This window comes from Meiothermus rufus DSM 22234 (assembly GCF_000423425.1).
GTDB classification, from domain to species: Bacteria; Deinococcota; Deinococci; order Deinococcales; family Thermaceae; genus Meiothermus; species Meiothermus rufus.
On record NZ_AUHY01000005.1, the window covers coordinates 22,331 to 49,118 of the forward strand.

General features: G+C 64.2%; 28 protein-coding genes. 15 read left to right on the forward strand and 13 right to left on the reverse strand.

What is annotated here, in order from left to right; translation table 11 throughout:
• Nucleotides 1–9: 9 nt before the first annotated feature.
• The gene (gene nagZ, locus G552_RS0100925) at nt 10–1,527 is read right to left on the reverse strand and encodes a beta-N-acetylhexosaminidase (protein WP_027881309.1); all 1,518 of its coding nucleotides are present in this window, start codon (nt 1,525–1,527) and stop codon (nt 10–12) included.
• A 51-nt stretch (nt 1,528–1,578) separates the two neighbouring features.
• Between nagZ and nagA the strand changes: the two genes are divergently transcribed.
• The 5 genes from nagA to G552_RS16895 all read left to right on the forward strand — a co-directional run bounded on the left by nagA (nt 1,579) and on the right by G552_RS16895 (nt 5,583).
• The gene (gene nagA / locus G552_RS0100930) at nt 1,579–2,667 is read left to right on the forward strand and encodes an N-acetylglucosamine-6-phosphate deacetylase (RefSeq protein WP_027881310.1); all 1,089 of its coding nucleotides are present in this window, start codon (nt 1,579–1,581) and stop codon (nt 2,665–2,667) included.
• On the forward strand, nt 2,664–3,707 hold the full coding sequence (locus G552_RS0100935; RefSeq protein WP_027881311.1) for an SIS domain-containing protein: 1,044 nt from the start codon (nt 2,664–2,666) through the stop codon (nt 3,705–3,707). Before nagA ends, G552_RS0100935 begins: the two co-directional genes overlap by 4 nt.
• Nucleotides 3,708–3,716: 9 nt before the next feature.
• Nucleotides 3,717–4,589 carry a 3-hydroxybutyryl-CoA dehydrogenase gene (locus G552_RS0100940; RefSeq protein WP_027881312.1) on the forward strand — a complete coding sequence of 291 codons (873 nt, stop codon included), beginning with the start codon at nt 3,717–3,719 and terminating at the stop codon, nt 4,587–4,589.
• A 190-nt stretch (nt 4,590–4,779) separates the two neighbouring features.
• On the forward strand, nt 4,780–5,160 hold the full coding sequence (locus G552_RS16890) for a type II secretion system protein (RefSeq protein ID WP_024049987.1): 381 nt from the start codon (nt 4,780–4,782) through the stop codon (nt 5,158–5,160).
• Nucleotides 5,161–5,229: 69 nt separating this feature from the next.
• The gene (locus G552_RS16895) at nt 5,230–5,583 is read left to right on the forward strand and encodes a type II secretion system protein (RefSeq protein WP_024049986.1); all 354 of its coding nucleotides are present in this window, start codon (nt 5,230–5,232) and stop codon (nt 5,581–5,583) included.
• Between the two features lie 89 nt (nt 5,584–5,672).
• Here the strand turns inward: G552_RS16895 and mntA are convergent, their stop codons facing one another.
• Entirely contained in the window at nt 5,673–6,089 is a 417-nt protein-coding gene (mntA, locus tag G552_RS0100960) for a type VII toxin-antitoxin system MntA family adenylyltransferase antitoxin (RefSeq protein WP_024049985.1), read from the reverse strand.
• A 234-nt stretch (nt 6,090–6,323) separates the two neighbouring features.
• Here mntA and G552_RS0100965 point away from each other — a divergent pair, with 234 nt between their 5' ends.
• Both G552_RS0100965 and G552_RS0100970 read left to right on the forward strand, forming a co-directional pair.
• Nucleotides 6,324–6,623: a nucleotidyltransferase family protein gene (locus tag G552_RS0100965; RefSeq protein WP_024049984.1), complete on the forward strand. Its 300-nt coding sequence runs from the start codon at nt 6,324–6,326 to the stop codon at nt 6,621–6,623.
• Complete coding sequence (locus G552_RS0100970; RefSeq protein ID WP_024049983.1) at nt 6,610–6,972, forward strand: HepT-like ribonuclease domain-containing protein; 363 nt, start codon at nt 6,610–6,612, stop codon at nt 6,970–6,972. Before G552_RS0100965 ends, G552_RS0100970 begins: the two co-directional genes overlap by 14 nt.
• Before the next feature lie 101 nt (nt 6,973–7,073).
• Here the strand turns inward: G552_RS0100970 and G552_RS0100975 are convergent, their stop codons facing one another.
• The 10 genes from G552_RS0100975 to pgeF form a co-directional block, all read right to left on the reverse strand.
• Nucleotides 7,074–7,718 (reverse strand): rhomboid family intramembrane serine protease, encoded by a 645-nt coding sequence (locus G552_RS0100975; protein WP_027881313.1) that lies wholly within the window; start codon nt 7,716–7,718, stop codon nt 7,074–7,076.
• 67 nt (nt 7,719–7,785) lie between these two features.
• Nucleotides 7,786–8,199 carry an Hsp20/alpha crystallin family protein gene (locus G552_RS0100980; RefSeq protein ID WP_027881314.1) on the reverse strand — a complete coding sequence of 138 codons (414 nt, stop codon included), beginning with the start codon at nt 8,197–8,199 and terminating at the stop codon, nt 7,786–7,788.
• A 72-nt stretch (nt 8,200–8,271) separates the two neighbouring features.
• Nucleotides 8,272–8,718 (reverse strand): type II toxin-antitoxin system VapC family toxin, encoded by a 447-nt coding sequence (locus G552_RS0100985; protein WP_013013174.1) that lies wholly within the window; start codon nt 8,716–8,718, stop codon nt 8,272–8,274.
• Nucleotides 8,715–9,005, reverse strand: coding sequence for a ribbon-helix-helix protein, CopG family (locus G552_RS0100990; protein ID WP_027881315.1), 291 nt, complete (start codon nt 9,003–9,005; stop codon nt 8,715–8,717). Before G552_RS0100990 ends, G552_RS0100985 begins: the two co-directional genes overlap by 4 nt.
• Before the next feature lie 75 nt (nt 9,006–9,080).
• Nucleotides 9,081–9,503: a thioredoxin gene (trxA, locus tag G552_RS0100995; protein ID WP_036270093.1), complete on the reverse strand. Its 423-nt coding sequence runs from the start codon at nt 9,501–9,503 to the stop codon at nt 9,081–9,083.
• A gap of 7 nt (nt 9,504–9,510) precedes the next feature.
• Complete coding sequence (gene clpB, locus G552_RS0101000; RefSeq protein WP_027881317.1) at nt 9,511–12,075, reverse strand: ATP-dependent chaperone ClpB; 2,565 nt, start codon at nt 12,073–12,075, stop codon at nt 9,511–9,513.
• A gap of 90 nt (nt 12,076–12,165) precedes the next feature.
• The gene (locus G552_RS0101005; protein WP_027881318.1) at nt 12,166–13,527 is read right to left on the reverse strand and encodes a dipeptidase; all 1,362 of its coding nucleotides are present in this window, start codon (nt 13,525–13,527) and stop codon (nt 12,166–12,168) included.
• Between the two features lie 34 nt (nt 13,528–13,561).
• A complete protein-coding gene (locus G552_RS0101010) occupies nt 13,562–16,219 on the reverse strand; it encodes an ATPase, T2SS/T4P/T4SS family (protein WP_027881319.1) in 2,658 nt (885 codons plus the stop codon).
• A gap of 79 nt (nt 16,220–16,298) precedes the next feature.
• Entirely contained in the window at nt 16,299–16,838 is a 540-nt protein-coding gene (locus tag G552_RS14520) for a YqeG family HAD IIIA-type phosphatase (protein WP_084640345.1), read from the reverse strand.
• Nucleotides 16,839–16,891: 53 nt separating this feature from the next.
• Complete coding sequence (gene pgeF, locus G552_RS0101020) at nt 16,892–17,674, reverse strand: peptidoglycan editing factor PgeF (RefSeq protein WP_051195628.1); 783 nt, start codon at nt 17,672–17,674, stop codon at nt 16,892–16,894.
• A gap of 28 nt (nt 17,675–17,702) precedes the next feature.
• Here pgeF and G552_RS0101025 point away from each other — a divergent pair, with 28 nt between their 5' ends.
• The 4 genes from G552_RS0101025 (at nt 17,703) to G552_RS0101040 (ending at nt 22,142) form a co-directional block, all read left to right on the forward strand.
• The gene (locus G552_RS0101025) at nt 17,703–18,866 is read left to right on the forward strand and encodes a prepilin peptidase (RefSeq protein ID WP_027881321.1); all 1,164 of its coding nucleotides are present in this window, start codon (nt 17,703–17,705) and stop codon (nt 18,864–18,866) included.
• 93 nt (nt 18,867–18,959) lie between these two features.
• Nucleotides 18,960–19,952: a type I glyceraldehyde-3-phosphate dehydrogenase gene (gene gap / locus G552_RS0101030; protein WP_027881322.1), complete on the forward strand. Its 993-nt coding sequence runs from the start codon at nt 18,960–18,962 to the stop codon at nt 19,950–19,952.
• An 11-nt stretch (nt 19,953–19,963) separates the two neighbouring features.
• Nucleotides 19,964–21,151: a phosphoglycerate kinase gene (locus G552_RS0101035; RefSeq protein WP_027881323.1), complete on the forward strand. Its 1,188-nt coding sequence runs from the start codon at nt 19,964–19,966 to the stop codon at nt 21,149–21,151.
• A gap of 40 nt (nt 21,152–21,191) precedes the next feature.
• Entirely contained in the window at nt 21,192–22,142 is a 951-nt protein-coding gene (locus tag G552_RS0101040; RefSeq protein ID WP_027881324.1) for a nitroreductase family protein, read from the forward strand.
• Here G552_RS0101040 and G552_RS14525 read toward each other — a convergent pair.
• A complete protein-coding gene (locus tag G552_RS14525; protein ID WP_245575072.1) occupies nt 22,064–22,438 on the reverse strand; it encodes a hypothetical protein in 375 nt (124 codons plus the stop codon). The genes G552_RS0101040 and G552_RS14525 overlap by 79 nt on opposite strands.
• A gap of 108 nt (nt 22,439–22,546) precedes the next feature.
• Between G552_RS14525 and G552_RS0101050 the strand changes: the two genes are divergently transcribed.
• From G552_RS0101050 to G552_RS16665, 4 genes are all read left to right on the forward strand, one after another.
• Nucleotides 22,547–22,939, forward strand: coding sequence for a helix-turn-helix domain-containing protein (locus G552_RS0101050; protein WP_027881325.1), 393 nt, complete (start codon nt 22,547–22,549; stop codon nt 22,937–22,939).
• A 75-nt stretch (nt 22,940–23,014) separates the two neighbouring features.
• Nucleotides 23,015–24,031, forward strand: coding sequence for an LptF/LptG family permease (locus G552_RS0101055; RefSeq protein ID WP_027881326.1), 1,017 nt, complete (start codon nt 23,015–23,017; stop codon nt 24,029–24,031).
• The gene (locus G552_RS0101060; protein ID WP_027881327.1) at nt 24,028–25,068 is read left to right on the forward strand and encodes an LptF/LptG family permease; all 1,041 of its coding nucleotides are present in this window, start codon (nt 24,028–24,030) and stop codon (nt 25,066–25,068) included. Before G552_RS0101055 ends, G552_RS0101060 begins: the two co-directional genes overlap by 4 nt.
• The gene (locus G552_RS16665) at nt 25,065–26,612 is read left to right on the forward strand and encodes an LPS-assembly protein LptD (RefSeq protein ID WP_245575073.1); all 1,548 of its coding nucleotides are present in this window, start codon (nt 25,065–25,067) and stop codon (nt 26,610–26,612) included. The genes G552_RS0101060 and G552_RS16665 overlap by 4 nt, the downstream gene beginning before the upstream one ends.
• Nucleotides 26,613–26,788 lie beyond the last annotated feature (176 nt).

Sequence of the window (26,788 nt, forward strand, 5' to 3'; positions counted from 1 at the left end):
CATAGCTTATCAGCGGAGCCGAAAAGGCCGCCTCCCCCTGGCCTGGGCCCCGGCCAACACCCGCACCAGGGCCTTCAGGGTGGGGGTGCGAAAGCCATAGGTCAGGAAGGCCGGCTGGCGCAGGCTCAGGATGGGGTAGGGGTTCCACAGGGCGATGTGGGCCGCGGGTTTACCCAAGGCAAAGGCGCGCCTGAGCAGGCGGGCCTCTTCTGGGCTTAGGCTATCCCGGCTGACCGAGACCACCAGCACATAGTCGGCCCCAAGGGCGGCCTCCTCCAGCCGGCTCATTTCCGCACCCGCTTTGTGCCGGTCGTAAACCCACGAGTGAACCAGAGCAAAGCGGGCCTCGAGGAGGTGGGCCAGCTCGGCCACCGCTAGGGTCTCGCCGTAGGGGCCACCGGCGTAGCTTTGCCCCGCCGAGACCAGCAGGATTCGGTCTTGGGGTTTGGGCCGTGGCGGCTGTCGGTAAGCGGTGATGCTCTGCAGGGCTACCTGATCCATGAGGGCCTGGTCGCGCCGCTGCTGGGCCGGGGAGTAGGGCCGCACCTGGCCGGGGAAATGCTGGGCCGCCTCTTGCAGGCGCTGCAGGCTGCGCTGGGCCTGGCCTGGGGGAAGCACCCCCTCCTCTAAGGCTTGCTGGATGGCCCGGGCCTGGGCGATCTGCACCTCGGGCCCCCCCAGCGAGAGGATCAGGTCGGCCCCGGCCTGAAGGCTTCTGACCGCGGCCTCGCCGATGGAGTAGTTTTTGGTGATGGCTTTCATATCCAGCGCATCGGTCACGATGATGCCCTGAAAGCCCAGCTTATCCCTGAGGAAACGGGTCAGTATGGCCTCGGAAAGGGTGGCGGGGTACTGGGCATCCAGGGCCGGGTAGAGGATATGGGCGGTCATGATCGAGCGAATACCAGCTTCCACCGCTTTGCGGAAAGGGTACAGCTCGAGCCTTTCCAGTTCCTCCAGGGGCTTGTTCACCACAGGTAAATCCAGGTGGGAGTCCAGCACGGTGTCGCCGTGGCCAGGGAAGTGCTTGGCCGTGCCCATCACCCCGGCCTCCTCGAGGCCCCGGGCCCAGGCCAGACCCAGCCGGGCCACTTTTTTGGGGTCGGAACCAAAACTGCGCTCGCCGATCACCGGGTTTTTGGGGTTGGTATTCACATCCAGCGAGGGGGCGAAGTTCCAGTTGATGCCCAAAGCGGCGAGGGCCCGGCCCACCGCGGCCCCCACGGCCCGGGCCACGCCCGCATCCCCTACCGCCCCCAGGGCCATGGGTGCGGGGGCCTGGGCGAACTCCAGCACCCGCTGCACCGCCCCCCCCTCCTGGTCAATTGCAATCCAGGCCTCCTCGCCCAGCAGCTCCCGGATATCGGCCACCAGACCGCGCACCTGCTCGGGGCTTTGGATGTTCCGGCGGAAGAGGCAGACCCCCGCAAAACGGTAGCGCTTTAGGTGGGCGCGAGTGGTGGCATCCAGGCTGGGGCCGGGAAGGTCCACCATCATCAGGCCGGTCGCCAGGTGCAGGCTGTCCATAGCCACCGTATTCTACGCCTCCATCTTTCGGGTAAAGTCTGGGTGGGTTGTATGGCGACCTGGCTGGAGGGCCTCCTCTGCACCCCCCAGGCCACCTTTGCTGGCCGGGTGGTCTTTGGCTCGTATATCGAGGCCATCGAGCCCCTGCCCGTCACCCCGTCCCGCTACATCCTGCCCGGCTTGGTGGACCTGCACGTCCACGGCGGGGGCGGGGCCGACTGCATGGAGGGCGAGGCGGCGGTGCGGCAGATGGCCCGTTTCCATGCCCAGCACGGCACCACCGCGCTGCTGGCCACCACCGTCACCGCGCCCTTAGCCGACCTCGAGGCCGCCCTCAAGGGCATCGCCCGGGTCATTGAGCACCCCGGGCCAGGCGAAGCCCGGGTGCTGGGGGTACACCTGGAGGGCCCCTTCATCAGCCCAAACCGGCTGGGGGCCCAGCCCCCCTATGCCCTACCCCCCAGCCTGGAGGTCATGGCACACCTGCTCGAGCTAGCCCCCATCCGGGTGGTGACCCTGGCCCCCGAGCTGCCCGGCGCGTTGGCCCTGGTACGCTTCCTTAAAAAGCGGGGGGTGCGGGTACAGCTAGGCCACACCGACGCCACCTACGCCGAGGCCAAAGCGGCCCTAAAAGCTGGTGCGCAGGGCTTTACCCATTTCTACAACGCCATGACCCCCCTGCACCACCGCGAGCCGGGGGTGGTGGGCCTAGGCCTGGCCCAGGGCCAGTGGGCCGAGGTCATCCCCGATGGGCGGCACGTCCACCCTGCCGCGCTAGAGGCCCTTTGCCGGGCGGTGCCCCAGACCTATGCCGTCACCGACGCGGTGGCCGCCGCGGGTATGCCCGAAGGGGCCTACCGGCTGGGCCGGCAGCGGGTCTATAAAAAAGGCGGGGGGGTCTACCTCCCCGAGGGCACCCTGGCGGGGAGCACCCTGACCATGGCAGAGGCCCTGAAGAACCTGAAGGGTTGGGGCTACCCCTTGGCCCAGATCGTGGCGATGACCGCAAGCCGCCCCGCCCAGTACCTGGGCCTGGCGGGCGGTCTGGCGGTGGGGCAGCCCGCCGACCTGGTGGTGCTGCGGGAAAACTTCACCCTGGAAGCCGTTTATATTGGAGGGAAAAAGGTAGGTGCCGCGTGAACGCCGCCGAAAGCAAGTTGTTCCAGGAAGCCCACCAGGCCCCCAGCGTGGTGGAGCAGACCCTGCGGGAAAATCAACGCGAGATCGCCCAGCTAGGGGCCTTTTTGCGCCGCCACCCTCCCCCTTTCGTCCTCACCGTGGCCCGGGGCAGCTCCGACCACGCCGCCTTATACGGCAAGTACCTCTTCGAGACCCTACTGGGCCGGGTCTGTTCCCCGGCCACCCCTTCCGTGCACACCGTCTATGGGCAGCGCCTAGCCCTAAACCGGGCTTTGCTCATCGCCATCTCCCAGTCGGGCCAGAGCCCCGACCTGATCGAGGTTACCCGCCAGGCCCGGCGCGAGGGGGCCCTTACCCTGGCCTTGGTCAACCAGAGCGAATCCCCCCTGGCCCAGGCTGCCGAGGTGGTGCTGCCCCTTCTGGCCGGCCCCGAGGAGGCCGTGGCCGCCAGCAAAAGTTACCTGGCCTCGGTGGCCCTGCTGGCCCAGCTCGCCGCCGCCTGGGCCGAGGACAAACCCCTCCAGGAAGCCCTGGCCCGGCTGCCCGAGGCCTTGCACCAGGCCCTACAAGCCGACTGGCAAGCCGGCCTCGAGGCCCTCTTGGAGGCCGAGCGCGGCCTGGTGGTGGGCCGGGGTTACGCCTTTGCCGTGGCCCAGGAGCTGGCCCTCAAGCTCAAGGAGACCAGCGCCTTCCAGGCCGAGGCCCTCTCCGCCGCCGAGCTTTGGCACGGCCCACTGGCCCTGGTCGAGGAGGGTTTTCCCCTGCTGGTGCTGGCCCCGCGGGATAAACCCCTGCCCGGCCTACTGGAGGGGCTAGAAACCCTGCGGGGCAAGGAGGCGCACCTGCTGGTGGCCTCCTCCGAGGCCGAGGCGTTGGCCCTGGCCCATACCCCGCTGCCCCTGCCCATCCGGCTTTACCCGGTGCTCGACCCTATCCTGCTGGCCCAGGCCTTCTACCCCTTCGCGGTTCAGCTCGCCCTGGCCCGGGGCCGCAACCCCGACGCTCCGCGCCACCTGTCCAAGGTCACCCGCACCCGGTAGGATTAGGGCATGGAAATTCGCAAGATTGGCGTGGTAGGAGCCGGGCAGATGGGGGCTGGCATCGCCCAGGTGGCGGCCCAGGCGGGCTATGCCGTGGTGCTGCGCGACCTCGAGGCGGCCTACCTCGAGCGCGGCCTGACCACCATTCGGCGCTCTTTGGGCAAACTCCTGGAAAAAGGCCAGCTCGACCCGGCCACCCACGAGGCCGCCCTGGCCCGCATCCAGACCACCGTGCGCCTGGCCGACCTGGCCGACTGCGACCTGGTGGTGGAGGCCATCGTGGAAAACGAGGGGGCCAAGCTCGAGCTCTTCCGCGAGCTAGACGCCACGGTGCAACCCCAGGCCATCCTGGCCTCCAACACCTCCTCCATCCCCATCACCCGCCTGGCCGCAGCCACCCGCCGGCCCGAGCGCTTCATTGGGATGCACTTCATGAACCCGGTACCCCTGATGGCCCTGGTGGAGGTCATCCGGGGCCACCTGACCGACGAGGCCACCACCCAGACGGTGCTGGCCGTGGCCCGCCAGATGGGCAAGACCCCGGTCGAGGTCAACGACTACCCCGGCTTCGTCTCCAACCGCATCCTGCTGCCCATGATCAACGAGGCCATCCAGTGCGTGATGGAGGGGGTGGCCACCCCCGAGGCCATCGACCAGGTGATGAAGCTGGGCATGAACCACCCCATGGGCCCCCTCACCCTGGCCGACTTCATCGGGCTGGACACCTGCCTGGCCATTATGGAGGTGCTGCACCAAGGCTTAGGCGACGACAAGTACCGCCCCTCGCCCCTGCTGCGCAAGATGGTGCAGGCCGGCCTCTACGGGCGCAAGAGCGGGCGGGGTTTCTACCGCTACGACGAAAGGGGCAACAAGATCCGCTAGCCCTGCTGTACAACCACGTAACGCCATCGGCCTACGCTTTGGTCAAATATCACAACCTCCACCCGCGCAAAGGCTATACTTAGCCCTGGAGTTCGGGAATTGGCCCGCTCCCTCGAGGCCCTAAGCCCTCTGCACTACCCATACCGCACCTATACCCATATCCCGGTGCGGCCCCTTTAGGAGAAAGACCATGAAGAAAAGCGGTTTCACCCTGATCGAGCTTCTGATTGTGATTGCCATCATCGGCATCCTGGCCGCGGTGCTGGTACCCAACCTGCTCAACGCCCGCCGCACCGCCCAGGTTCGCGCCGAGGAGGCCTACGCCCAGAACGTCTATAAGGCCGCCAACGCTGCCATCGCGGAAGACCCCAACATCGCTGCAACTGAAATTCAGAAAAGCTGCAAAAATGGCTATTCAGTTGCTATCACTGGCGGTGGTACCTACGATGCAGGTAGCGCTCCTGGAACAATCTCAAATGGGGGCGATTGCAATGTTACCTACAATGCCACAACGCAGACTGTAAGCGTTACCTACAACGGAGCCACGAGCCCTGCAAAAACCATCCCATAAGGTATCAATCTTCTATCTTGGGTGGGATTGGGTTGCAATCCCACCCATTCCCACATAAGGAGCACCCCGATGCAGCAAAGAGGCTTCACGCTCATCGAACTGCTGATCGTGATAGCCATCATTGGAATTCTCGCTGCCGTACTGGTGCCTAGCTTGCTAGGTGCCAGGCGAACCGCCGAAGACCGCGCCGCCCTAGCCCATGCCCAGAATGTCTCCAAAGCGGCCTTTGCCTATGTGGCCGAAGACCCCAGCCGGTCGGTTATTACCACCAACAATTGCACCGGGGGATACACAGCGGGCGGCTATATTGCGCCAAGCCCAGGCTCATCTGTAAGTGCCTGTACCGTATCGGACTCCAACAATGATGGCATCCCGGAAGTTTCGGTTACAAGCCGGTTGGGAACCACCTATACCCTACCCTAAAGCACTAGATGCCTTAGTGGGCCTCCCTTGCGGGAGGCTCGTTCTTTTACCCCCCGGACTCCCACGCCGCAAACTTGCTCGGGAGAATATCATCCATAGACCCGCCCTCGACGGCGGATGTCCTCTAATATTGGCCGCCGCTCTTCTTGCAAATAGGCATACTCTTTCAGCACACGGATTTCAAACAAATCGCAGCGGAGCCGATTCGCACAATACACGCGCCAACCCTGCGTCACGACTCTAGCCCTAAGCGCTGGGGGCGCAGTGGCTAAATCCACCAGGTCAACCTCAGGCTGGGACTCCTGGAGCACAACCAAATCCTGGGCTAACACAAACAGCGCCCAGGGGTCGTAGGGCGCGCTGCCCAAAACAGCAATATCCAGGTCGCTACCGGGCTGGGCCTGCCCTTCGGCCTGGGAGCCAAAAAGGTATATGGCCAGTGGCGACAGCCGCTCTCGGATAAGGGCGACAATGGATTCCAGGGTCTCACCAGCCAGGGTCGCCATAGCGCCATTCTATCAGCCCTGCACCCCGCCCCTGCGCTTCAGCGCCGCTGCCATCCAGGTTTTGGCGCACCGCACGCAAACCACCAAGTAAGCACCGCCCCCGCCACAAAAACCGCCAATATGCGCCCAGAAAGCGACACCTTGGGGCCAGCGCAGCTAGGCCCCTTTCCAGCCGAAAAGCTGAAAAGGGGGCACAGACATTCGGTGCTCCTTAAGGCTAAAATAAAACCAACCATGGCTTTGTCAGCGCCCGTCCCTACCCAGGCCCTGGCGGAGATCTGCCAGCGGTACGGGGTTCGGCGGCTCCTCTTCTTCGGCTCCTTTGCGCGGGGAGAGGCCGACGAGGAAAGCGACCTGGACCTCCTGGTGGAGTTCTTCCCCGGGCGCACCCCGGGCCTGGGTTTCGTCAGACTTCAGAAGGAGCTGGCCCTCCTTTTCGGACGCAAGGTAGATCTTCACACCCCGGGAAGCCTGAGCCCTTACCTCCGGGAAGCGGTTCTGAGGGAGGCCCGCCCCCTGCATGAGGCGGCGTAGCCTTTCCGATCGCGTCCGGCTCCTGCACATGCGGGACGCCTGCAGGCGCGCCCTGGAAATCGCCCAGGGCAAAGACCTCAGCGCCCTTTCGCCCGAGGAGGAAGCGTCCCTCGCCCTCGTTCGCCTTCTGGAGATTCTCGGTGAAGCGGCCAGGGGCGTTTCCGAGGACCTCAAGAGCCTTCAGCCCGAAATCCCCTGGCGGGAGATCGTGGCCACCCGCAATCTCCTTATCCACGAGTACTTCGGCGTGGACATGGAGGTGGTGGCAGCCATTCTCGAACAAGACCTTCCCTCCCTGCTGGAGCGTTTGGAAGCTATCCTGCAAACCATGGACCATTCTGGGCCTTAGGCAGGGAGGCTTTTGGCAGGCTCAACCGCGCCTCCAGGCCAAACTTCAGGTAGGCTAGCCACAGCGCTATGGCTATCAGCCCTGCACCCCGCCCCTGCGCTTCAGCGCCGCTGCCGTCCAGGTTTTGGCGCCCCACGCTCGAACCACCGAATGAGCACCACCCCCGCCACAAAACCGCCGATGTGTGCCCAGAAGGCGATGCCCTCCTCGCCCATAAAATCGCCCACAAACTGGATTAGAAGCCAGTAGCCCAGGTAAAGAATGGCTGGAATGGGTACAGGAATCCAGCCCACCAGCGAGAGGATCAGGGCCCTGGGGTACAGCACAATATAAGCGCCCAGCAGGGCCGAGATGGCCCCTGAGGCCCCAATCATGGGCACGTCGCTGGAAAAGCCGCTCACCAGGCCCTGAATTAACGCTGCAGCAACCCCGCCCAGCAGGTAGAACAACAAAAAACGCCCGTGGCCCAGGCGGTCTTCGATGTTGTCGCCGAAGACCCACAAAAACCACATATTGCCCAGAATGTGTAAAAGGCTACCGTGCAAAAACATGCTGCTGAAGAGCGTGATCCACTCGCCAAAGGGATCGGCCATAAAGCGGGCCGGCACAAAGCCATAGGCCCCGATCACCACGGCGGGGTCGGTGAGGCCAAAGGTGTACACAAAGCCCACAAGGTTCAGCACCACCAGCAGATAGACCATATACGGGCGGCGGTGGGCCCGGTTGATGTCGTGCAGCGGGAACATGCCCACAGGTTACAGCAAGAACAGCAAAAAACCCCCGCCAAGCGGGGGCAGGTGGTGGTTACAAACTTTAGGGATTGACCCGTACCTCAATGCGGCGGGGCTGGGCCGCTTCGGCCTTGGGGATATCGAGGTAGAGGATGCCGTGCTTGAAGGTGGCCTCAATTTTACCTAGGTCGAAGGTATTGGGAATAACGAAGCTGCGCTCGAACTTACCGTAAGGCCCCTCGAGCCGCCACTGGTTGGCATTTTCCGGCTTGTTGAAGGGGCGCTCGGCCCGGATGGTGAGGGTGTTGTTCTCAGCGGTTACCTCGACCTGCGAGGGCTCCACACCCGGCAGGTAAACGGCCAGGTGCACGCCCTGGGCATCCTCGAGCGCGTCCACCAAGGGGGTATGGGCGCTTTCAGCGGTGGGGGTGAAAAAGTTGCGCAGCAGTGCGTTTTGCAGTTGTTCAATCTCGCGGAAAGGGTTGTATCGAATCATAGCAACCTCCTTTACGTAGGAGAGTATAAAACTTGAGTGTACTATTGTCAAGTAGTTTTAGTAGTTTATAGATTAGACCAGCCTGACGGATAGCCCTTCGGCCTGCGCCGCCCCGGCCTGGTCACGGTCTGCTGTCCAGAACTCCAGCGCCCCAACCTCGAGGCCGCTTACCCGAACCACCACCAGGGCCGTGGCCAGTTGTAGGGCATCGTAGGCCCGCAGCTTATAGCGCAAAAGGAGGCGTTTGGCCTCACGGTACACCGGGGGTTTGGGCGATACCAGGCGGTACTGCAGCGCGGTGTGAGCCTCCAACACCTCCACGGCCAGGCGCACCTCCTCCGCACTGAAAACCCCGCTTCGTTGCTTCATGCGGAAGGCGGAAACCGCCTCTACTGGGGTTAAGGCGCTCGTGAGTATCACCCTCGTCTCTTCCAGCCGGGCCACCACAGCCCCGGCCCCGGGCTCCTGGGGATCGTAGCGCTTGATGAGGGCCGAGGTATCCAGGTACGGAGGGATCACCGACCCTCCCGTCCCTCGATAACCGCCTGGGACAGCCCCAATCTGCGCTTCCCTACCCGTGCCAGATAAAGCTGAAAAACTTCCTGGGCTTTAGCCGGTGTGCAGGGGCGCTCCGGAAACTCCAGCAAGCCCTCCTGCGCCAGGTTGAGCAACACGGGGGCTTCTTCCTCCGGGAGAAGGTCGAGGCTCAGGCGAATGATTTCGGCCTCGGTACGCCCGGTCGCTTGCGCCAGACGCTTGAGCTTGGCGTCTTCTTCTGGTGTCAGGTAAACTTGCTTGCGGAGCATACATCATAAATATACATCAGGCCACCCCTCAGCGCTGGGGAGGGATGGCCTGTGCTCCACTGGAGGAGCCGCTTGCTAGAGGTGGGGCTGGAGTTTTTGCAGGAGCATATGCTTGGGCGCGGCCCCCACAATGCGCTCAACCGGCTGGCCGTTTTTGAACAGGATCAGGGTGGGGATGCCCTGCACGTGGTAGGCGCTCTGGGCCAGGGGGTGATGATCCACGTTCAGCTTGACCACCTTGAGCCGGCCAGCGTACTCGCGGGCGATCTCCTCGAGCACCGGGGCAATCATCTTGCAGGGCCCGCACCACTCGGCCCAGAAATCCACCAGCACCGGCACGCTGGCCTGAAGCTCGGGGGTCAGGCCCTGGGTGGCGTTCACCAGCCAGGGCAGGGGCTTTTTGCAGGCCCCGCAGACCGGAACCTGGCCTGTGGGGGGGTTGCCCAAGCGGTTTTTTGCACCGCAGTGGATACAGGTGATGATGTTGTCGCTTGCCATAATCGTTTTATGCCAGCGCAGCCTGCCGAACCTCGAAGGTGAGTCCCAGGGGGCCGGTGTTCACATACAGATGAGCGCCATCGGGCACCTCACCCGCCAGGATTTTGCGCGAGAGGGGGGTCTCCAGTTCCCGCTGGATTACCCGCTTCAGGGGCCGGGCCCCAAAGACCGGGTCGTAGCCGCGTTGGGCCAGGAAGTCGAGGGCCTCTTGCGAGAGCTCGAGGGTAATCCGGCGTTCGGCCAGGCGTTTACGCACCGCCTCGAGCTGTATCTGCACGATGGCCGCAATCTGCTCTTTGGCCAGCGGACGGAAGACCACAATCTCGTCCAGGCGGTTCAAAAACTCGGGGCGGAAGTTCTGCTGCAGCACCCCAAACACCCGTTCGCGGATGGCCTCGTAGCTCTGGCCCGACTGAATGCCCTCGAAGATGAGGGGCGAGCCGATGTTGGAGGTGAGGATGATGACGGTGTTGCGGAAGTCCACCGTGCGGCCCTGCCCGTCGGTCAGGCGACCGTCGTCGAGCACCTGCAACAGCACGTTGAACACATCGGGGTGGGCCTTCTCGATCTCGTCGAAGAGGATCACCGCGTAGGGCCGGCGGCGCACCGCCTCGGTGAGCTGGCCGCCCTCCTCGTAGCCCACGTAGCCGGGAGGGGCCCCGATCAGGCGGGCCACGGTGTGCTTCTCCTGGTACTCCGACATGTCGATGCGCACCATGTTCTCTTCGCTGTCGAAGAGGCTGGCCGCCAGGGTTTTGGCCAGCTCGGTCTTACCCACCCCGGTAGGCCCTAGGAAGAGGAAGGAACCAATGGGCCGGTTGGGGTCTTTGAGGCCGGCGCGGGCCCGCCGGATGGCATCGGCCACCGCCACGATGGCCTCATCCTGGCCCACCACCCGCTTGTGCAGTTCGTCCTCGAGGCGCAGGAGCTTCTCGCGCTCACCCTCCATCAGCTTAGCCACCGGGATGCCCGTCCAGCGCGAGACAATGGCGGCGATGTCCTCCTCGGTCACCATGGGCCGCACAAACTGGGCCCCGGCCATGCGGTCGGCCAGTTCGTTGACCTCCTGCTCGAGCTTTGGCAGCTCGCCGTAGCGAAGCTGGGCGGCTTTGTTCAGGTCGTAGGCCCGCTCGGCCTGCTCGATCTGGGTGCGCACCTCGTCCAGGCGCTGCTGGGCCGCGCGGAGCTTCTGCATAATCTCGCGCTCGGCCTCCCACTCGGCCTGCTGCTTGCGAATTTCCTCTTCCAGATCTGCAATTTCTTTTTCCAGTTCGCCCAGCCTGAACTTGCTCTCGGCGTCGGTCTCCTTTTTCAGGGCCTCGCGCTCGATCTCGAGCTGGAGCTTCCGGCGGTTCAGGGCATCAATGCTTTCGGGGCTGCTCTCGAGGGCCATGCGCAGCCGGGCCGCCGCCTCGTCCACCAGGTCGATGGCCTTGTCGGGCAGCTTGCGGTCGGCGATGTAGCGGTGCGAAAGCTGGGCTGCCGCGATGAGCGCCGGGTCGGAGATGCGCACCCCGTGGTGCACCTCGTATTTTTCCTTGATACCCCGCAGGATGGAGATGGTATCCTCCACGCTGGGCTCATCCACAAACACTGGCTGGAAGCGGCGCTCGAGGGCCGCGTCTTTTTCAATCTCGCGGTACTCCTCTAAGGTGGTGGCCCCGATCAGGTGCAGCTCACCCCGGGCCAGCGCCGGCTTGAGCATATTGCCGGCGTCTACCGCCCCCTCGGCCTTGCCGGCCCCCACCACGGTGTGCAGCTCGTCGATGAAGAGGATGATCTGCCCTGCGCTTTGGACAGTCTCCTGAATCACCGCCTTGAGGCGCTCTTCGAACTCGCCCCGGTACTTGGCCCCGGCCAGAAGCGAGCCCATCTGCAAACTCACGATGCGCTTGCCCTTGAGTCCTTCGGGCACATCGCCCTTTACGATGCGCTGGGCCAGCCCCTCCACGATGGCGGTCTTGCCTACCCCGGGCTGGCCAATCAGCACCGGGTTGTTTTTGGTGCGGCGCAAGAGAATCTGGATGACCCGGCGGATCTCCTCATCCCGCCCGATCACCGGGTCTAGCTTGCCTTCCTCGGCCTGGCGGGTCAGGTCGAGGCCGTACTGTTCTAGGGCTTGGTAGGTGCTCTCGGCATGTTCGCTACTCACAGTCTTTCCTCCCCGTATCTCCTGGAGGGCTGCCTTGACCGCCTGGGCCTCCAGCCCAGCATAGCCGCTTTCGGCCAAGGCCAACGTCAGGGTATCCAGGGCCACAAAGCGGTCTTTGAACTCCTCGGCCAGTTTCTCGGCCCGCTCGAGCACCCGGTTGAGCCCGCTCGAGAGGTACTGCCCCCCTTCTGCCCCCGAGACCTTGGGGTAGCGCCCCAGGTCGCGGCTGGCGGCTTGCTGTATGGCGGAAAGATTCAAGCCCGCCTTTTGCAAAAGACGTGCTGGCAACCCCGCGGGGTCGCGGAACAGCACCGCTGCCAGGTGGCCTAGGTCTATCTGTGGGTTGGCGTTCTCCCGGGCCAGGGTCTGGGCCTGGGCCAGGGCTTGACGGGCTTGTTCGGTCCAGCGCTCCAGGTTCATACTGAGTATATTATGAAACTTGAGCCTAATATTGTCAAGCAAGATGAGCAAAAAACCCGCTCTATTGAGAGCGGGCCGCCTCCAATAGGATTATCGCGCCAGCCGGCCCAGCAACATGGCGTAGCCCTGCTTGCCCTTCTCGAAGCTGGAAAGCCGGAAGAACTCGTTGGGGGAGTGAATCCGCTCGTCTTCCAAGCCAAAACCAAAGCTCACCGGGTCGTGCCCCAGCAGGGCCTTGAGGGTGGAAAGGATGGGCACCGAGCCCCCGAACATGGTCTCCACTGGGGGCACCCCGTATAACTCGGTGAGCACCTCCTTGGCTGCCTGGCAGCCGGGGTGGTCGGGGGCCATGCGGAAGGCCGGGGCCCCGGCCTCGCGCACATGCACCGCTAGCCTTACCCCTTTGGGGCAGTGGGCCTCGAGGTGGGCCTTCACCAGGGCCACGATCTTCTCGGGGTTCTGGTGGGGCACCAAGCGGCAAGTAATCTTAGCGTGGGCCGAGGAAGGGATCACGGTCATGGTGCCAGGGCCGGTATAGCCACCCCACATCCCGTTGACCTCGAGGGTGGGCCGGCCGGTCATGCGCTCCCAGGGGGTGTAGCCTTCCTCGCCGAAAAACTCGTCCACCCCCAGCTTGCGCTTGGCCTCTTCCTCGTCCCAGGGGATTTTTTTGTACCACTCGCGCAGCGTGGGGCTAAGTGGCTCCACCTCGTCGTAGAAACCCGCCACCGCCACGCGGCCATCGGGGCTGTGCAGCGAGGCGACCAGCTCGGCTATGGCGTGCAGGGGGTTTTGCACCTGGCCGCCCCAGGTGCCGGAGTGCAGGTCGTGGCTGGGGCCTACCAGGTCGAACTCGAGGGCGCAGATGCCCCGCACCCCTAAAGCCAACAGGGGGGTGGTCTCGGAGAGCTGGCCGCTGTCCCCGTTGATGATGTAGTCCGAACGCAAGAGCTCGCGGTGGGCCTGGATGAAACCCGGCAGGCTTGGACTGCTGATCTCCTCCTCCCCCTCGATCAAGACCTTCAGATTTACCGCTAGCGTCCCGGTTTGAATAAGGGCCTCGGCGGCCAGTAAAAAGGCCATGACCTGGCCCTTCATGTCTGAGGCTCCCCGGGCTACGATGCGCCCGTCCACCACGGTAGGCTGGAAGGGGGGGGTGTCCCAGCGCTCGGGGTTATCGGCGGGTTGCACATCGTAGTGGCCGTAGTAGAGCACCGTAGGCTTTCCCGGGAAAGGGGTGTGCTCGGCATAGACCACCGGATGCCCGGCGGTGGGCATGACCTGGGCCTGGGCAAAGCCAGCCCGACGAAAACGCTCGGCTAGCCAGGCGGCCGCTCGCCGCACGTCCTCGGCATGGGCTGGCTGGGCCGAGATGCTGGGGATGGAAAGAAAGGTGCGGAACTCCTCGAGGTGGGTGGCTTGGTGCTGGGCAAGGTAGTCTTTCCAGTTCATACCAAGGCCGATTCTACCCTTTTAGCCCAGAGCACTACTCGTTGGTGCGGGCCATCACCTCTTCCAGGGTGGTAATGCCCAGGAAAGCCTTCTGGATTCCATCTTCCCGCAGGGTCTTCATCCCGTTCTTGCGGGCGATTTCCTTAATCTGGGTGGCCGACTGCCCCTCCACAATAGCCCGGCGGATCTCGTCGTCCAGCACCATTAGCTCGTGAATAGCGGTGCGGCCTTTGTAGCCAGAGCCGCCACACTTATCACAACCGGTACCCTTGTACAGGTTCTTGCCCCGTACATCCTCCAAGGAAAGCCCCAAGCGGCGCAACACCATGGGGTCGGGCTCGACCTGAATCTTGCAATTCTCGCAGATACGGCGCACCAAGCGCTGGGCCAACACCCCCACCAGCGCGGCGGAAATGTTGAACAGCTCCACCCCCATCTCGTCCAGCCGGGTGACCGCCCCCGCCGCATCGTTGGTGTGCAGAGTGGCGATCACCAGGTGGCCCGTAAGGGCGGCCTCGGTAGCGATTTTGGCGGTTTCCGAGTCGCGAATCTCCCCCACCATGATGATATCCGGGTCTTGCCGCAGGAAGCTGCGCAAGGCCTTGGCAAAGGTGAGGCCAGCCACCGGGTTGACCTGGGTCTGGTTGATGCCGGGAATTTCGTACTCCACGGGGTCTTCAATGGTGGTGGTGTTTTTGTCTGGGGTGGCGATGCGCTTCAGGATGGAAAAGGTGGTGAACGACTTACCCGAGCCGGTAGGGCCGGTAATCAGAAAGATGCCGTAGGGCTTGGAAATCACATCCTCAAAGCGCTGGAAAACGTCCGGGGCAAAGCCGAGCTGCTCGATCTCGGGGATATCGGTAGCCTTGCGCAAGAGGCGCATGACGACTTTTTCCCCGTAAACGGTGGGCAAGGTGGAAAGGCGCAAGTCCAGGTCAATCGCCCGGTCGCGGTAGCGCACCCGACCATCCTGGGGCAGGCGTTTTTCCGCGATGTCCAGGTTGGCCATAATCTTGATGCGTGAGGCAATGGCTGGGCCAGCCCCCTTGGGCAGACGCATGTACTCCCGCAGGGTTCCATCGATGCGAATGCGCACCAAAATATCGCCTTGGCGCGGCTCAATGTGAATATCCGAGGCTTCCTGCAAGTAGGCCTCGCGGATGATGCTGTTGACCAGCTTGACCACTGCATTGTCGTCGAGGGCGCTGGTATCGGTGGTCTCCTCCTCCTTACGCTTGCCCTCGAACTCGCGGGCCAGCTCCTCCACCCCGGTGGTGCCCCCATAGAAGCGCTCGATCAGTTTAACGATGGCCGCTTCCGCCGAGACCGCAGGGGTGATCTCCCGCTTGGTCAGCATGCGTAGATCATCGATGGCCAGGATGTTGCGGGGGTCTTTCATCAAGACCACCAGCGCATTACCCTCGAGGTGGTGCGGGAAGACGGTGTAGCGGCGCACAGTGGACTCCGGCACCATGGTCAGCACCGAGGGGTCGGGTGGGGCATCGGTGGGGTCGATGTACGGATAGCCCAGCTGGGTGGCCAGGCTTTTGGCCAGCATTTCCGGCTTGATCTTGCCCGACTGCACCAGGGTGTCTTCCAACCGCCCCCCGCCTTGGCGCTGCTTGGCCAGAGCTTCCTCGATGTCCTCGCTGGTCACATAGCCCAGCTCCACCAGCACCTCACCCAGTGGGCGGGTCTTGCCCATGCGCCGTTGCACCGAAAGGGCGTCTTGTAAGGCCGCCCGGGCCAGCTTGCCTTCCTGCACCAGGGCCTCGCCCAAGCGGCTTTTCTCGGGGTACATCTTGTTGAAGAGGGTCTCCCAAACCTTGGGCAGGGTCAGCACAAACTGGGCAGGGCGCCCGAGCATCTGGGCCACCACGTGGCGGTGGCGTGGGTCGGCCAGGGCCACCCACACCTTTTGCTCCTCTTGGCGCAGGGGCACCGCCTGGTAGCGCAGGGCATCGGGGCGCAGCAGGAGGGCGGAAACCTCGCTTTGCAGCTCGAGGTTCTCGAAGTCGAGGCGGAACTCTAAGCCGGCTTGCTCGGCCAAAGCACGGTAGAGCTTCTCCTCTTCCAAGCCGTATTTGTGCACCAGCAAGCGGCCCAGAAGCTCCCCGGTTTTTTCCTGCTCCACCAAGGCGGCCTCGAGGTCGTCACGGCTCAGCCACCCCCTGCTCACCAGGATTTCGCCCAACTGCATGTCGCTGGGCGAAACATCCGAGGGCGGGGGCGGTATTTCCAAACCCAGCTCGGGGTAGTGCACGGCTAGGGCGTAGCGGAAGGAGGAAGGAGTAGCCAAATAGGGCTCGATAATCTGACCGGTCAGGTCCTCCAGTTCCTCCAGCACCAGGTTATCCAAGGGGTTCAAGAGGGCCACCCGCAGGGTACCCCCTTCCAGACTGAAGGGGATGGCCCCTAAGTCGCGGGCTCGCTCGGCGGGAACCAGGGCTTTGGCCTCGGGAGCAATCTCCATACCCACCAGATCAACCATGGGTATGCCGAAGGTCTCCTCGATGGCTTGGGCAATGCGCCGCTCGGAAAGCAGACCCAGCTCCACAATGACATCGGAAAGGTTGCCCCCCACCTCGCGGTGCTGCTCCAAGGCCCGCTGAAGTTCTTCGTCCCCCAATAGGCCCATGTCCAGGAGGGCCGCGCCCAGTCGCTTATCCCCAATGGTCAAGGTATTTGCCATTCGACCTATCCTCCTACGCCGAAGCAATGCTGGGTGTGGTCTGGCTCAGGCTTGCTAGAGACATACTTCGCTTCCTTCCCTACTCTTTCATTGTGGGCCCTCGCGGGGATTCTTTAAGGTCAAATGCCTCGCCGGTTCCGGAAGCCGGGTTTTGCAACACCCAGCGCTCGAGCCGCCGTACCCACCGGGTATACCCCAGCTCCTCCTTAGAAAGAGGAGGAACCAGCACCGTGTAGGCCCCTACCAGGTTACCCCCTAACACATCGGTGAAGAGCTGGTCGCCAACCACAGCTACCTCGCGGGCTTTGAGACCCAAGCGCCGCAGGGCCCGGCCAAAACCGAACCAAGGCTTACCCGCAGGGCCCAGGCCAGGAATCCCCAACTTCTCGCTCCAGTAGCGCACCCGGCGCGGAGTGGCATTGGAAAGCAGCATCAGGGATAGCCCAGCTCCCTCCAGGGTACGCAGCCAGTCGAGCAGCTCCGTAGGAGGCTCACCATAGGTTTTGTAGGGAACCAGGGTGTTATCCAAGTCAAGCAAAACCGCCTTAAGCCCCCGTTCACGCAGCCACTGGGGGGTGATGCAGGTCACCGAAGGAAAGCGAGCCCGGGGCCTGAGCACCCCCTCAGTTTAGCGAAAACGTATGAAAGACTGTAGCAACCCTCCTAGGGGGCCTACCCGTCCGGCAGCATAATCACCGCCCACATCCGGCCTGTTTGGCCGCGGTCGCGCCGGTGCGAGAAGAAGAGGGGGTCAGCGTAGGTACAACGCCCCAGGGCCCAGTAGTGTTTTGGGGCTACACCACCAGCTTGGGCCTGGGCCCGGATGGCCTGTGGCAAATCCAGTAGGTAGCGGCCCGACTGGTTTGGATCGGGGTAGTAAAAAGCCAGCCCGGCGGCGGCAAACTGCTCTACCACCTCTGGCCCTACCTGGAAATGCGCCCCGCTGATACCTGGCCCCACCGCCACCCGAACGTCCTCCGGGCGGGAGGCAAACTGGCTGTACATCTGTTCTAGCGCCCGGGGCAGAATACCGGCTACCACTCCCCGCCAACCGGCATGCAAAGCCCCCACCACCCTTTGCACCGGGTCGTATAGCAGAATGGGGTAGCAGTCGGCCACGCTCACCCGTAGCAGCAGCCCCGGGGTAGCAGTGAGCAGGCCATCCCCCTCCCACTCTCCAGGCCCCTCGACCCTGTGCACGGTAGGGCCGTGTACCTGAAGGAGGCCGGCTTGGGGCGGGTGGCCAAAAACGGCCAGCACCCGCCGGCGGTTCTCGAGCACGTTTCGGGGGCTATCGGCGGTAGAAAGCCCTAGGTTCAGGCTGTCGTAGGGAGGCGGCGAGACTCCTCCTTCGCGGGTGGTAAAGCCGTGGGGTATGGGCAGCAAGGGGCTGTGCAGCAAGCCCCCCCTCTTTGGCCAGGGCAAGGAGGGGTTTGGGTTTTCTTTGGCCTGCATTGGGGGATTATACCCCTAGAATAACGGGGTGGACGGGTTCCCTTTACCCCTACAGGTGGTGTTCGCTTTTCTTTTAGGCAGCCTCTTGGGCTCGTTTTTAAACGTGGTGATCTATCGCCTTCCCGCCGGCCTTTCGGTGGTGCGGCCCCGCTCGCGCTGTCCTAGGTGCGGGCAGGTACTCTCCCCCCTCGAGCTCATCCCCATCGTTTCCTGGGTGGTACAACGGGGCCGCTGCCGCAGCTGCCAGGCCCCCATCTCCCCCCGTTATCCCCTGGTCGAGGCTCTGACCGCCATGCTGTTCAGCCTGGCCGCCCTTTGGCGCCCGGCCTTGCCCGAATTACTCTTCATATGGGCTTTTATCGCCCTTTTAATCGCGCTTTCCTTCATCGACATCGACACCCAAACCCTGCCCAACAGCCTCAACTTCGGCGGCATTTTCCTGGGAATGCTGGGGGCTTTGCTGCTGGGCTTCCCCCTACCCTGGCCAGAGGCCCTCGAGGGGGGCCTTTTAGGGGCTGGGCTGGTGGCCTTGCTGGCGGGCTATGGTGGCCTGCTCTACAACCGCCTCAAGGACAGCCCACGCGAAGGCCCTTTTGGCGTACACCTGGTTCACCTGGCGGCCATGGTGGGGGCCTGGGGGGGCCTGCTGGGCACGGTGGGTGGGGTCTGGCTAGGTAGCCTAGGCCTGGTGGTGGGCCTGCTCAACGCCTCGCTCAACGCCCGCCTGGGCAGAGTCCTGGCCCTCCCCGACGCCCTGACCCTAGGGCTGGCCGCTTTGGCCCCTCTGGCAGCTTTGGGGCTGGGTCTTTCCCCCTTGGAAAGCCTGCGCGGTCTGCTGCTCAGCGCAGGGGGCCTAGCCCTGGCCGGCATGTTTTATTGGTGGCTGCGCAACCCTTCCGATAAGGTAGACCTCGAGGCAGAAGCGCAAAGCGCCAGCGGCTACGTGAGCGTGATGGGCTACGGGGATGTGGTGCTGGCTGGCTTTCTGGGGGTTTGGCTGGGCTGGGCCCAGCTATTGCTCGCGCTGTTCGTGGCCGTGCTGGCCGGAGCAGTGGTGGGCCTGGTGCGGCAAAGGCTGGGGGGCAACAACCAGATACCCTTTGGGCCCTACCTGGCCCTCGGCGGGCTGGTGGCCTTTTTCTGGGGGGAGACCCTGGTACGGTGGTATCTGGGGTACATTGGCCTAGCCTGAGGCCCTAATAAGCAGCCCTGATGTTTGAAGCCGGCCAGATAGGGGTATAGTGTCGGACGGAACGCGGAATATGGCCGCGTAGGAGGAGCCTTTATGAAAGTAGCCATCAACGGTTTTGGACGCATTGGCCGCCAGGTGTTCCGGATTCTGATGGAGCGCGGGGTGGAGGTTGTCGCCATCAATGACCTCTCCGATAACGCCATCCTGGCCCACCTGTTCAAGTACGACTCCAACTATGGCCGCTTCCCCGGCAGTGTGAGCTACGATGCCGAGAGCCTCACCGTCAATGGCCAGCGCATCCGGGTCTACGAGGAAAAAGACCCCGCCGCCCTACCCTGGGGCGAAATTGGGGTAGACATCGTCATCGAGTCCACGGGCCGCTTCACCAAGCTCGAGGCCGCCGAGGCCCACCTCAAAGCCGGGGCCAAAAAGGTCATCATTAGCGCCCCGGGCAAGGGGGACATGCTCACGGTGGTGATGGGGGTCAACGAGCATATGTACGACCCCGCCAAACACCATGTGGTTTCCAATGCTAGCTGCACCACCAACGGCCTGGCCCCGGTGGCCAAGGTGCTCAACGACCACTTCGGCATTGAACGGGGCCTGCTCACCACCGTGCATGCCTACACCGCCAGCCAGAGCCTGGTAGACGCGGTGAAGGACGACCCCCGCGACGCCCGGGCCGCCGCGCTCAACATCGTGCCCAGCGAGACCGGCGCAGCCAAGGCGGTGGGGCTGGTTATTCCGGAGCTCAAGGGCAAGTTTGGCGGCATGGCCTTCCGTGTGCCCACCAGCACAGTCTCGGTGGTAGACTTCACCGCCGTCTTGAGCAAGGAGGCCAGCAAGGAAGAGATCAACGCGGCCATGAAGGCCGCTGCTGAAGGGCCCATGAAGGGCATCCTGGCCTACACCGAAGAGCCCTTGGTCTCCAGCGACCTCAAGGGCGACCCTCACTCCTCGATTTTCAGCGCCCTCGATACCCTGGTGGTGGGCAACCTGGCCAAGGTGGTGAGCTGGTACGACAACGAGTGGGGCTATAGCTGCCGGGTGGCCGACCTGACCCAGTACATCGGTGCACGGCTCTGAGGAGGGACAGGGTGCGCACACTCAAGGACTTCAGCGCGGCGGGAAAACGGGTGCTGGTTCGGGTAGATTTCAACGTGCCCATCAAAGAAGGCCAGGTTAAGGACGAGACCCGGATCGAGGCCGCCATTCCCACCCTAAAGCACCTGCTGCAGCAGGGGGCTACCCTGGTGTTGTTCTCCCACCTGGGGCGGCCCAAGGGTGGCTACGAGGCGGCGAGCAGCCTGGCCCCGGTGGCCCCAGTGTTGCAAAAACACCTAGGCCATCCCGTCACCTTTATCGGCGGTTCCCCCGAGCTAACCCCGGCCAGCGAGGCCACGCTGGAAAAGGTCAATGCTGCGCCCGGTGGTTCGGTGATTTTGCTGGACAACGTGCGCTTTGAGCCCGGCGAGGAGAAAAACGACCCCGCCTTAGCCCAGAAGTACGCCCGACTGGGCGAGGCCTTTGTGCTGGATGCCTTCGGCTCGGCCCACCGGGCCCACGCCTCGGTAACCGGGGTGGCCCAGTACCTGCCGAGCTACGCGGGTTTCCTGATGGAAAAAGAGGTCGAGAGCATTGGCAAGGTTCTGCACAACCCCGAGAAGCCCTACTGGGTGGTGCTGGGCGGAGCCAAAGTCTCGGACAAGATTGGGGTAATCGAGAACCTGCTGCCCAAGGTAACGGGCATGGTGATCGGCGGGGCCATGGCCTTTACCTTTATCAAGGCCCAGGGCGGCCAGGTGGGCCAAAGCCTGGTGGAGGACGACAAGCTCGAGCTAGCCCGTGACCTGCTAAAGCGGGCTTCCGCGCTAGGGGTGAAGCTGCTGCTGCCCAGCGATGTGGTGGCGGCACAAAAGATTGAGGCGGGGGCCGAGAAGCGCATCATGCCGGCGCACCAAATTGAGGCGGGCTGGATGGGCCTGGACATTGGCCCCGAGAGTGCCAAAACCTTTGCCGAGGCCCTCCAGGGGGCCAAGACCGTGCTTTGGAACGGCCCCATGGGGGTCTTTGAGGTGGACGACTTCGCCCAGGGGACGCTGGCCGTAGGCGAGGCCATCGCCCGGCTTCAGGGAGCCTTTACCGTGATTGGGGGGGGCGACTCGGTGGCTGCAGCCAACAAGCTGGGCATGGCCGACCGCTTCAGCCACGTTTCCACTGGGGGCGGGGCCAGCCTCGAGCTCTTGGAACTCGGCACCCTGCCCGGCATCGAGGCCCTGCGCTAGCCCACACTCCTTCGCCCTTACCCAGGGTAGCCTTAGGCCCGTGAGCGACCTGTTGGCCTACTACCAGCGCCGCGCCAGTGTGCGCAAGTTCAAACCCGAGCCCCTGCGCGAGGGCGACCTGGAAAAGCTGCTCCTGGCCGCCCAGCGGGCCCCCACCGACGCCACCGCGCAGCTCTACAGCCTGCTGCGCATCAGCGACCCTGGGTTGCGCCGGGCAATCTCGAGTCACTCCGGCCAGAACCCCCAGATCGAGACCTGCGCCGAGTTTTTCCTGGTGCTGGCCGATGTACACCGGCTGCGCCGACTGGTGGAGCACCGGGGCGGGCGCTTCGGCCACTGGCCCCGCACTGCGGCCCACTTCGCCATTGTGGATGCGGTGCTAGCCGGCAGCGCCCTGGCCACCATGGCCGAGAACCTGGGCTATGGCATCGTCTGGATCGGCGGGGTGCTGAACGGCATCCGGCAGATTAGCGCCCTATGCCGCCTGCCGGAAGGAGTCTTCCCGGTAGCCGGGCTGTGTGTGGGGGTGCCCGACGAGGCCCCAGCCCCCCGCCCCCGGCTCCGCCGCGAGCTGGTGGTGCACGAGAACCACTACCCCACCTACACCCCCGAGCAGCTCGAGCAGGCCTACGCTGATATGGCCCCCATGGCCCGCGGCGACTGGTACCGGCTACTCGAGCGCTACTTCGCCCAGGGGGGCACCATGGAAAAGCGGGAAGGGGCCTACCAGGTGCTTTTGGCCCGGCAGGGCTTCGACCCCGACCTGCCGGCAGCGCTTCTGGCCGAGCTGGAAGCCCAGGGCCGGGAGGCCGGCTCGCTGGGTCAGCTCATCCAAAGGGCCTTTGCCCAGGGCTTCCGCAGCATCCAGTTCCACCGCCAGGGCCACGCCTGGATCGAGAAAGAACCCCAGGCCTACCGGGGCGAGGGGGCTCCGGGCGAGGCTTTGGCCCAGGCTTTACTGCAAGCCCCTGAGGAGCGGCTTATACCTTGACCTGGTAAATCCGGACGGCCCCCCGAGTCCGCCTTGACCAGGCGGCTAAATAGCCGGCTCAGCTGGCTTTCAGGGTAGTAGGTGGTGCGGTACAAAACGGTGGCCTCGAGCCAGGCTGCAGCCAGCAAGCGGCTTTGCGGACGCAGCCGGGGCAGGCTGGAACGTAGTTCGTTTTCCAGCGCCCAAAGCCCCACCTGGCCTTTGCGGTTGTCCAGCTCGATGAGGATGTTCAGCACATCGCTGGGATGGGCCCTCCCCTGCCCGATACTCCGCCAGACTTTTTCGCTCAGGCTCATTTTCTGGTCTCCTATTCTGATTTTAGCAGAATCTATCTGCATAAGGCAATACCCCTCGGGGGGCATTACGCCTTGACCATACAAAGCTTATGTGCTACCGTCAGAAGCATGACCCTAGCCGAACGTCTGCGCGAGCTGCGCACCCAGCGGGGCTGGCGCCTGAAGGACTTGTCCGAAAAAAGCGGGCTCTCGGTGCCCTACCTTTCCGACCTCGAGCGGGGCCGCACCAACCCCTCCCTCGATACCCTGCAAACCCTGGCTGCCGCCTATAGCCTCTCGGTGAACGACCTACTCGCCCCGGTAGACTTCTACGGCCAGCGCACCGAGGCCTCCCTACCCAAGGGCCTGGCCGAGCTGGTCGCCGACCCGGTTTTAGGTGCCGAGATTACCCCCGAGTGGCAGCAAACCCTAGCCCGCATTGAGTTGCGCGGCAAGCGCCCGGAGTCCAAGCGCGACTGGTACGAAATCTTCCTGCACCTCAAGCGGGTGCTGGAGGGCTAAGCCAAGCCTCTGGCTGGCCTATACCTGCCATAAAGGCCGATTCTCACCCAGGCGGGGCGTATACTTCCCACTGGGATGCTGCAACGCTATCTACTGCGCGAGACGTTGTCGCTGTATCTGCTGGGTGTTTTGCTATTCGTCGGGCTCATCACCTTCGATCTGCTCTCCTCGCTCTCAGGGGCCTTCTTGAGGGCCAAAACCCCCGTGGGCGAAATTGCCCAGATGGTGGCCTACCGTGTCCCCTACACCCTGGGCATCGCCCTGCCGCTGGGGCTGGTGTTCGCCTTGCTGGTGGCTCTGGCCCGCTGGATTCGCCAGTCCGAACTCAAGGCCACCTACGCCAGCGGGGTTCCGCCCAAGGTCTTTATTGGGCCGGTGGTCGGGCTGGCCCTGGGAGTAGGCGCGGTGGTGCTGGTCAACGAGGGCTGGATTAAGCCCATCGCCCAGGAACGCTTCGAGGCCCTGCAGTACAAAATCTACTACGGCTCGGAGCCTTCCGGCGTTCTCACCGAGCGCACCTACACCCCCCAGGGCCTAGGGGTTTACTACGCGCAGCGCATCTACCCGCCCCCTCAGGGTGGGGTGGGCTCGAGGCTGGAGGGCATCCGGGTGGTGGAGCCAGGGGGCTCGGTCTGGAGCGCCGAGCAGGGGGTCTGGGTCAACGGGGCCTGGCGGCTGGAAAAAGCCTACCGGGTGGACCCCAACGGGATCATCTACCAGGAGGCCGAGCACCCCCTGCCCTTCCCGGTGGGGGTAGCGCCCAAGGCCGTTTCCTACGAGGCCATGCGGATGGAGGAGCTGCAAGCCGCGGCCCAGGCCGACCCCGCCGCCCACTTCCCCCTGGCCCGCCGTTACGCCAACGCTGCCGGCACGGTGGTACTGGCCTGGCTGGCGGTGGTGATTGGCCTTTCGCTGCGCGAATCAGCCTGGGCTTTCATCGCTGTGGTAGGGCTTATCTTTGGCTACTGGACCCTATTCACCTTCTCGGCCCAGCTAGCCCGCTTCGACCTGCTGGGGGCTTTTGCGGCCTGGCTGCCCAACCTTGTGTATGGTGGGCTGGCCCTTTGGGGAACCTGGAGGCTTGCCCGGTGAACACCCTCGACCGCTATCTGAGCAAGGAGGTGGGGGCCTACCTCCTGGGGGCCTTGGCGGTGGTGGTTCTGGCTTTGCTGGGGGGGGCTTTGTACGAGGTACTGGCCCCGTTGCTGGCGAGGGGGGCCGACCCTTGGGTGGTGAGCCAGTACCTGGCCTACCGGGTGCCCGAGGCGCTGGTGCGGGGGATGCCGCTGGCCTTCTTGTTCGCCCTTTTGCTGGTGCTCTCGCGCATGGGCGAGGAGTCCGAACTTAAGGCCATGCTGGCCGGCGGGGTTTCCAAGCTGCGGGTGCTGTTTCCGCTATTGTTGCTGGGCAGTGTGCTGTTTGTGGTGTGCCTACTGGCCGCCGACAGCCTGGTGCCGCGCAGCCTGCAGCAAGGGCAGAATGTCCTGCGCCAGGCGGTTTTGCAAAAACCTCGAGCCCTCTTGCAGCCGGGCACCAAGCTGGTGGACGCCTACGGGCGCATCGTGTATGTGGGCCAGGTCGGCCAGAGCGGCATCGGCCAGGTGCGGGTACTCACCGCCGAGGAGGTGCTGATCGCAGAGGAGGGCCGCTTCGAAGAGGGCACACTGGTCCTCTCCCAGGGGCTACGGGTGACCTACGGGGGGGCTCGCCCGCGCACGGTGGCCCGCTTCGAGCGGGCAGTGGTGCCGCTGGTGGAACTATCCCTCGAGCCACCCGGGGGCCTTTTCACCCTGAGTGTAGCCGAACTGCGCCAGCGCATCGCCCAGTACCGGGCCCAGGGGCTGCCCTACCACGCCGAGCTAACCGCTTTGCAGCGCAAATGGGCCGAGCCTGCGGCGGTCTACTCCTTTGCCCTCTTTGCCGTGGGGCTGGCCTTTTACCTGCTGGGGGGTAGCCGCAGCCTGGGCATGCTGGGGGTGGTGGTGCTGACCTTCATCTACTATGCCACCTGGAGCGTAGGGCGGATTATGGGGGAGCAGGGGGTGCTACACCCGGTGCTGGCCGCCTGGGGGCCCAACCTGCTCTACGCCATGGCCGGGCTGGCTTTATTGCGGCTGGGGAAACGATGAGGAGCGGGGTACTGGGGCACTGGCAGGGAGGATGGCTTATTCTCCTATTGCTCCTGCTCTGCACACCCGCCCTGGCCCAGGAAACGAGCGGAGGTAAGAAGCTGAAAATCCTCGAGGCCCTTCGCCTGGAGCTGCGCAACGAGGGGGGCGAAGAACTGCTCATCCTGGTGGGCGACCCGGTCAAGATGGATCGGGATGGCGAGCGTATCGAGGCCGAACGGGTAATCTACAACCGCCAGCAAAAGCGCCTGCTGATGATGGGCAAGGTGCGCTACCAGGACAAGCAGGGCCAGCTCATCGAGGCCGAGGAACTCGAGCTCTTCACCGACGACGAAAGCTTCGAGGCCCTCGAGGTCAAAATCGAGTCCGGCGAGGTTTACCTAGAAGGGCCGGTCTGCCAGCGGGCCGCCGGGCAAATTTTGCTGCAAGAGGGCTACCTGACCCCCTGTCAGCGCTGTGAGCAGGAGGTGGCCGACTACGCCTTTCAGGCCCGCGAGGTGGTGCTCTACCCCGGCGACCGCATCATCGCCCGGGGCGTGTGGGTGCTCTTGCGCGGGGAACGCACCTTGTACCTGCCGGTGCTGCTGCTGTTCCTGAACGAGCGCCGTCCCAAGCTCGAGTTTGGCCAAAGCGATACCGAGGGGGTTTTTATTAGCGCCGACCTGCCCTATGTCTCCGACTTTGGCCTCGGCTTTACCTTGCTGCGCTACTTTGAGCGGCGCGGCTGGGGCTTTGGCTTCGACCACTACGGGGTGGGCGCGGCCCAGGAGCGGTACCAGTTCTTGTACCTGCCCCCGCCCGCTGGGCTGGTGCTGCCCGACAGCGACCCGCGCAAGGACGGGATTTTCAAGTACCGCCTGAGCTACAAGCTGGAGGAGCCCGACTGGCGGTTGGAAGGGTTGGTGCTGCGCGACGATAGCCCTCAGGCTGAGCCGCGCTTTTTGCAGGGGGCGGGGGGCCAGCCCGACTACACCACCTTCTTGATTGAGGCCGCCACCCGGCAGACCCCCACCAACCCCGAGCCCCTCTACCGCCTGACTTTGGACGGCTACCTCGACCACAACCCCCTGGCCCTGCCTAACGAGCGCACCACCCCCCAGCGGTTGCCCGAGGCCGAGGTGAGTTTCCCCAGAGGCCTCGAGGGGGAGCTGCGCCTCAACGGGCGGGTGTTGCTGGGCTACTACCAGGCCCCCTCCAACCCCCTCAACCGCAGCGCCCGGCGGCTGGGGCCCTACATTGGTGCAGGGCGGCTGTGGGTGGAGCACCGCGAGAGCTACCGCCCCGCCACCCCCCCCTGGCCAGGTTTTAGCTTTAGCGTGGAGAATACCTTTATCGGGCGCTACTACAGCACGCAGAACTTCGACATAGAGGGCAACCCTACCGAGTTCGAGCGCCTCGTTCGCTGGGATACCCGGGCCAGCCTAGGCCAGAGCCTGGGGGCCTTTAGCCTGAACCTGAGCGTAAGCCGCAACGTGGTGGAGGGCGAGACCCCCTTTCAGTTCGACTTCGAGCGTCCCCAGCGCAACAGCCGCCTCGAGGGTTAGTTCGGCTTCAACCCCGATCCCCTCTTTGCCTTCACCGCCCGAGTCTCGCGCGACCTCGAGCGCGGCCTCTTCGACCCTCTGGCCAGCTTCACCCTGGCCTCGCGTCCTTGGCCCTGGTTTAGCCTGTCCACCAGCGCTAGCCGCGACCTCGAGCAAGGCCGCTGGGGCTTTCTGCG

Excerpts from the sequence above, each read along its gene's own strand:
- G552_RS0100965 (WP_024049984.1), top strand. The coding sequence starts at position 6,324 with ATGGCTTTGTCAGCGCCCGTCCCTACCCAGGCCCTGGCGGAGATCTGC.
- G552_RS0101055 (WP_027881326.1), top strand. The coding sequence starts at position 23,015 with ATGCTGCAACGCTATCTACTGCGCGAGACGTTGTCGCTGTATCTGCTG.
- G552_RS16890 (WP_024049987.1), top strand. The coding sequence starts at position 4,780 with ATGAAGAAAAGCGGTTTCACCCTGATCGAGCTTCTGATTGTGATTGCC.
- G552_RS16895 (WP_024049986.1), top strand. The coding sequence starts at position 5,230 with ATGCAGCAAAGAGGCTTCACGCTCATCGAACTGCTGATCGTGATAGCC.
- G552_RS0100975 (WP_027881313.1), bottom strand. The coding sequence starts at position 7,718 with ATGTTCCCGCTGCACGACATCAACCGGGCCCACCGCCGCCCGTATATG.
- G552_RS0101005 (WP_027881318.1), bottom strand. The coding sequence starts at position 13,527 with ATGAACTGGAAAGACTACCTTGCCCAGCACCAAGCCACCCACCTCGAG.
- G552_RS0101050 (WP_027881325.1), top strand. The coding sequence starts at position 22,547 with ATGACCCTAGCCGAACGTCTGCGCGAGCTGCGCACCCAGCGGGGCTGG.
- G552_RS0100990 (WP_027881315.1), bottom strand. The coding sequence starts at position 9,005 with ATGCTCCGCAAGCAAGTTTACCTGACACCAGAAGAAGACGCCAAGCTC.
- clpB (WP_027881317.1), bottom strand. The coding sequence starts at position 12,075 with ATGAACCTGGAGCGCTGGACCGAACAAGCCCGTCAAGCCCTGGCCCAG.
- G552_RS16665 (WP_245575073.1), top strand. The coding sequence starts at position 25,065 with ATGAGGAGCGGGGTACTGGGGCACTGGCAGGGAGGATGGCTTATTCTC.
- mntA (WP_024049985.1), bottom strand. The coding sequence starts at position 6,089 with ATGGCGACCCTGGCTGGTGAGACCCTGGAATCCATTGTCGCCCTTATC.
- trxA (WP_036270093.1), bottom strand. The coding sequence starts at position 9,503 with ATGGCAAGCGACAACATCATCACCTGTATCCACTGCGGTGCAAAAAAC.
- gap (WP_027881322.1), top strand. The coding sequence starts at position 18,960 with ATGAAAGTAGCCATCAACGGTTTTGGACGCATTGGCCGCCAGGTGTTC.
- nagZ (WP_027881309.1), bottom strand. The coding sequence starts at position 1,527 with ATGGACAGCCTGCACCTGGCGACCGGCCTGATGATGGTGGACCTTCCC.
- G552_RS14525 (WP_245575072.1), bottom strand. The coding sequence starts at position 22,438 with ATGAGCCTGAGCGAAAAAGTCTGGCGGAGTATCGGGCAGGGGAGGGCC.
- G552_RS0101010 (WP_027881319.1), bottom strand. The coding sequence starts at position 16,219 with ATGGCAAATACCTTGACCATTGGGGATAAGCGACTGGGCGCGGCCCTC.
- pgeF (WP_051195628.1), bottom strand. The coding sequence starts at position 17,674 with ATGCAGGCCAAAGAAAACCCAAACCCCTCCTTGCCCTGGCCAAAGAGG.
- G552_RS0100980 (WP_027881314.1), bottom strand. The coding sequence starts at position 8,199 with ATGATTCGATACAACCCTTTCCGCGAGATTGAACAACTGCAAAACGCA.
- nagA (WP_027881310.1), top strand. The coding sequence starts at position 1,579 with ATGGCGACCTGGCTGGAGGGCCTCCTCTGCACCCCCCAGGCCACCTTT.
- G552_RS0100940 (WP_027881312.1), top strand. The coding sequence starts at position 3,717 with ATGGAAATTCGCAAGATTGGCGTGGTAGGAGCCGGGCAGATGGGGGCT.
- G552_RS0100970 (WP_024049983.1), top strand. The coding sequence starts at position 6,610 with ATGAGGCGGCGTAGCCTTTCCGATCGCGTCCGGCTCCTGCACATGCGG.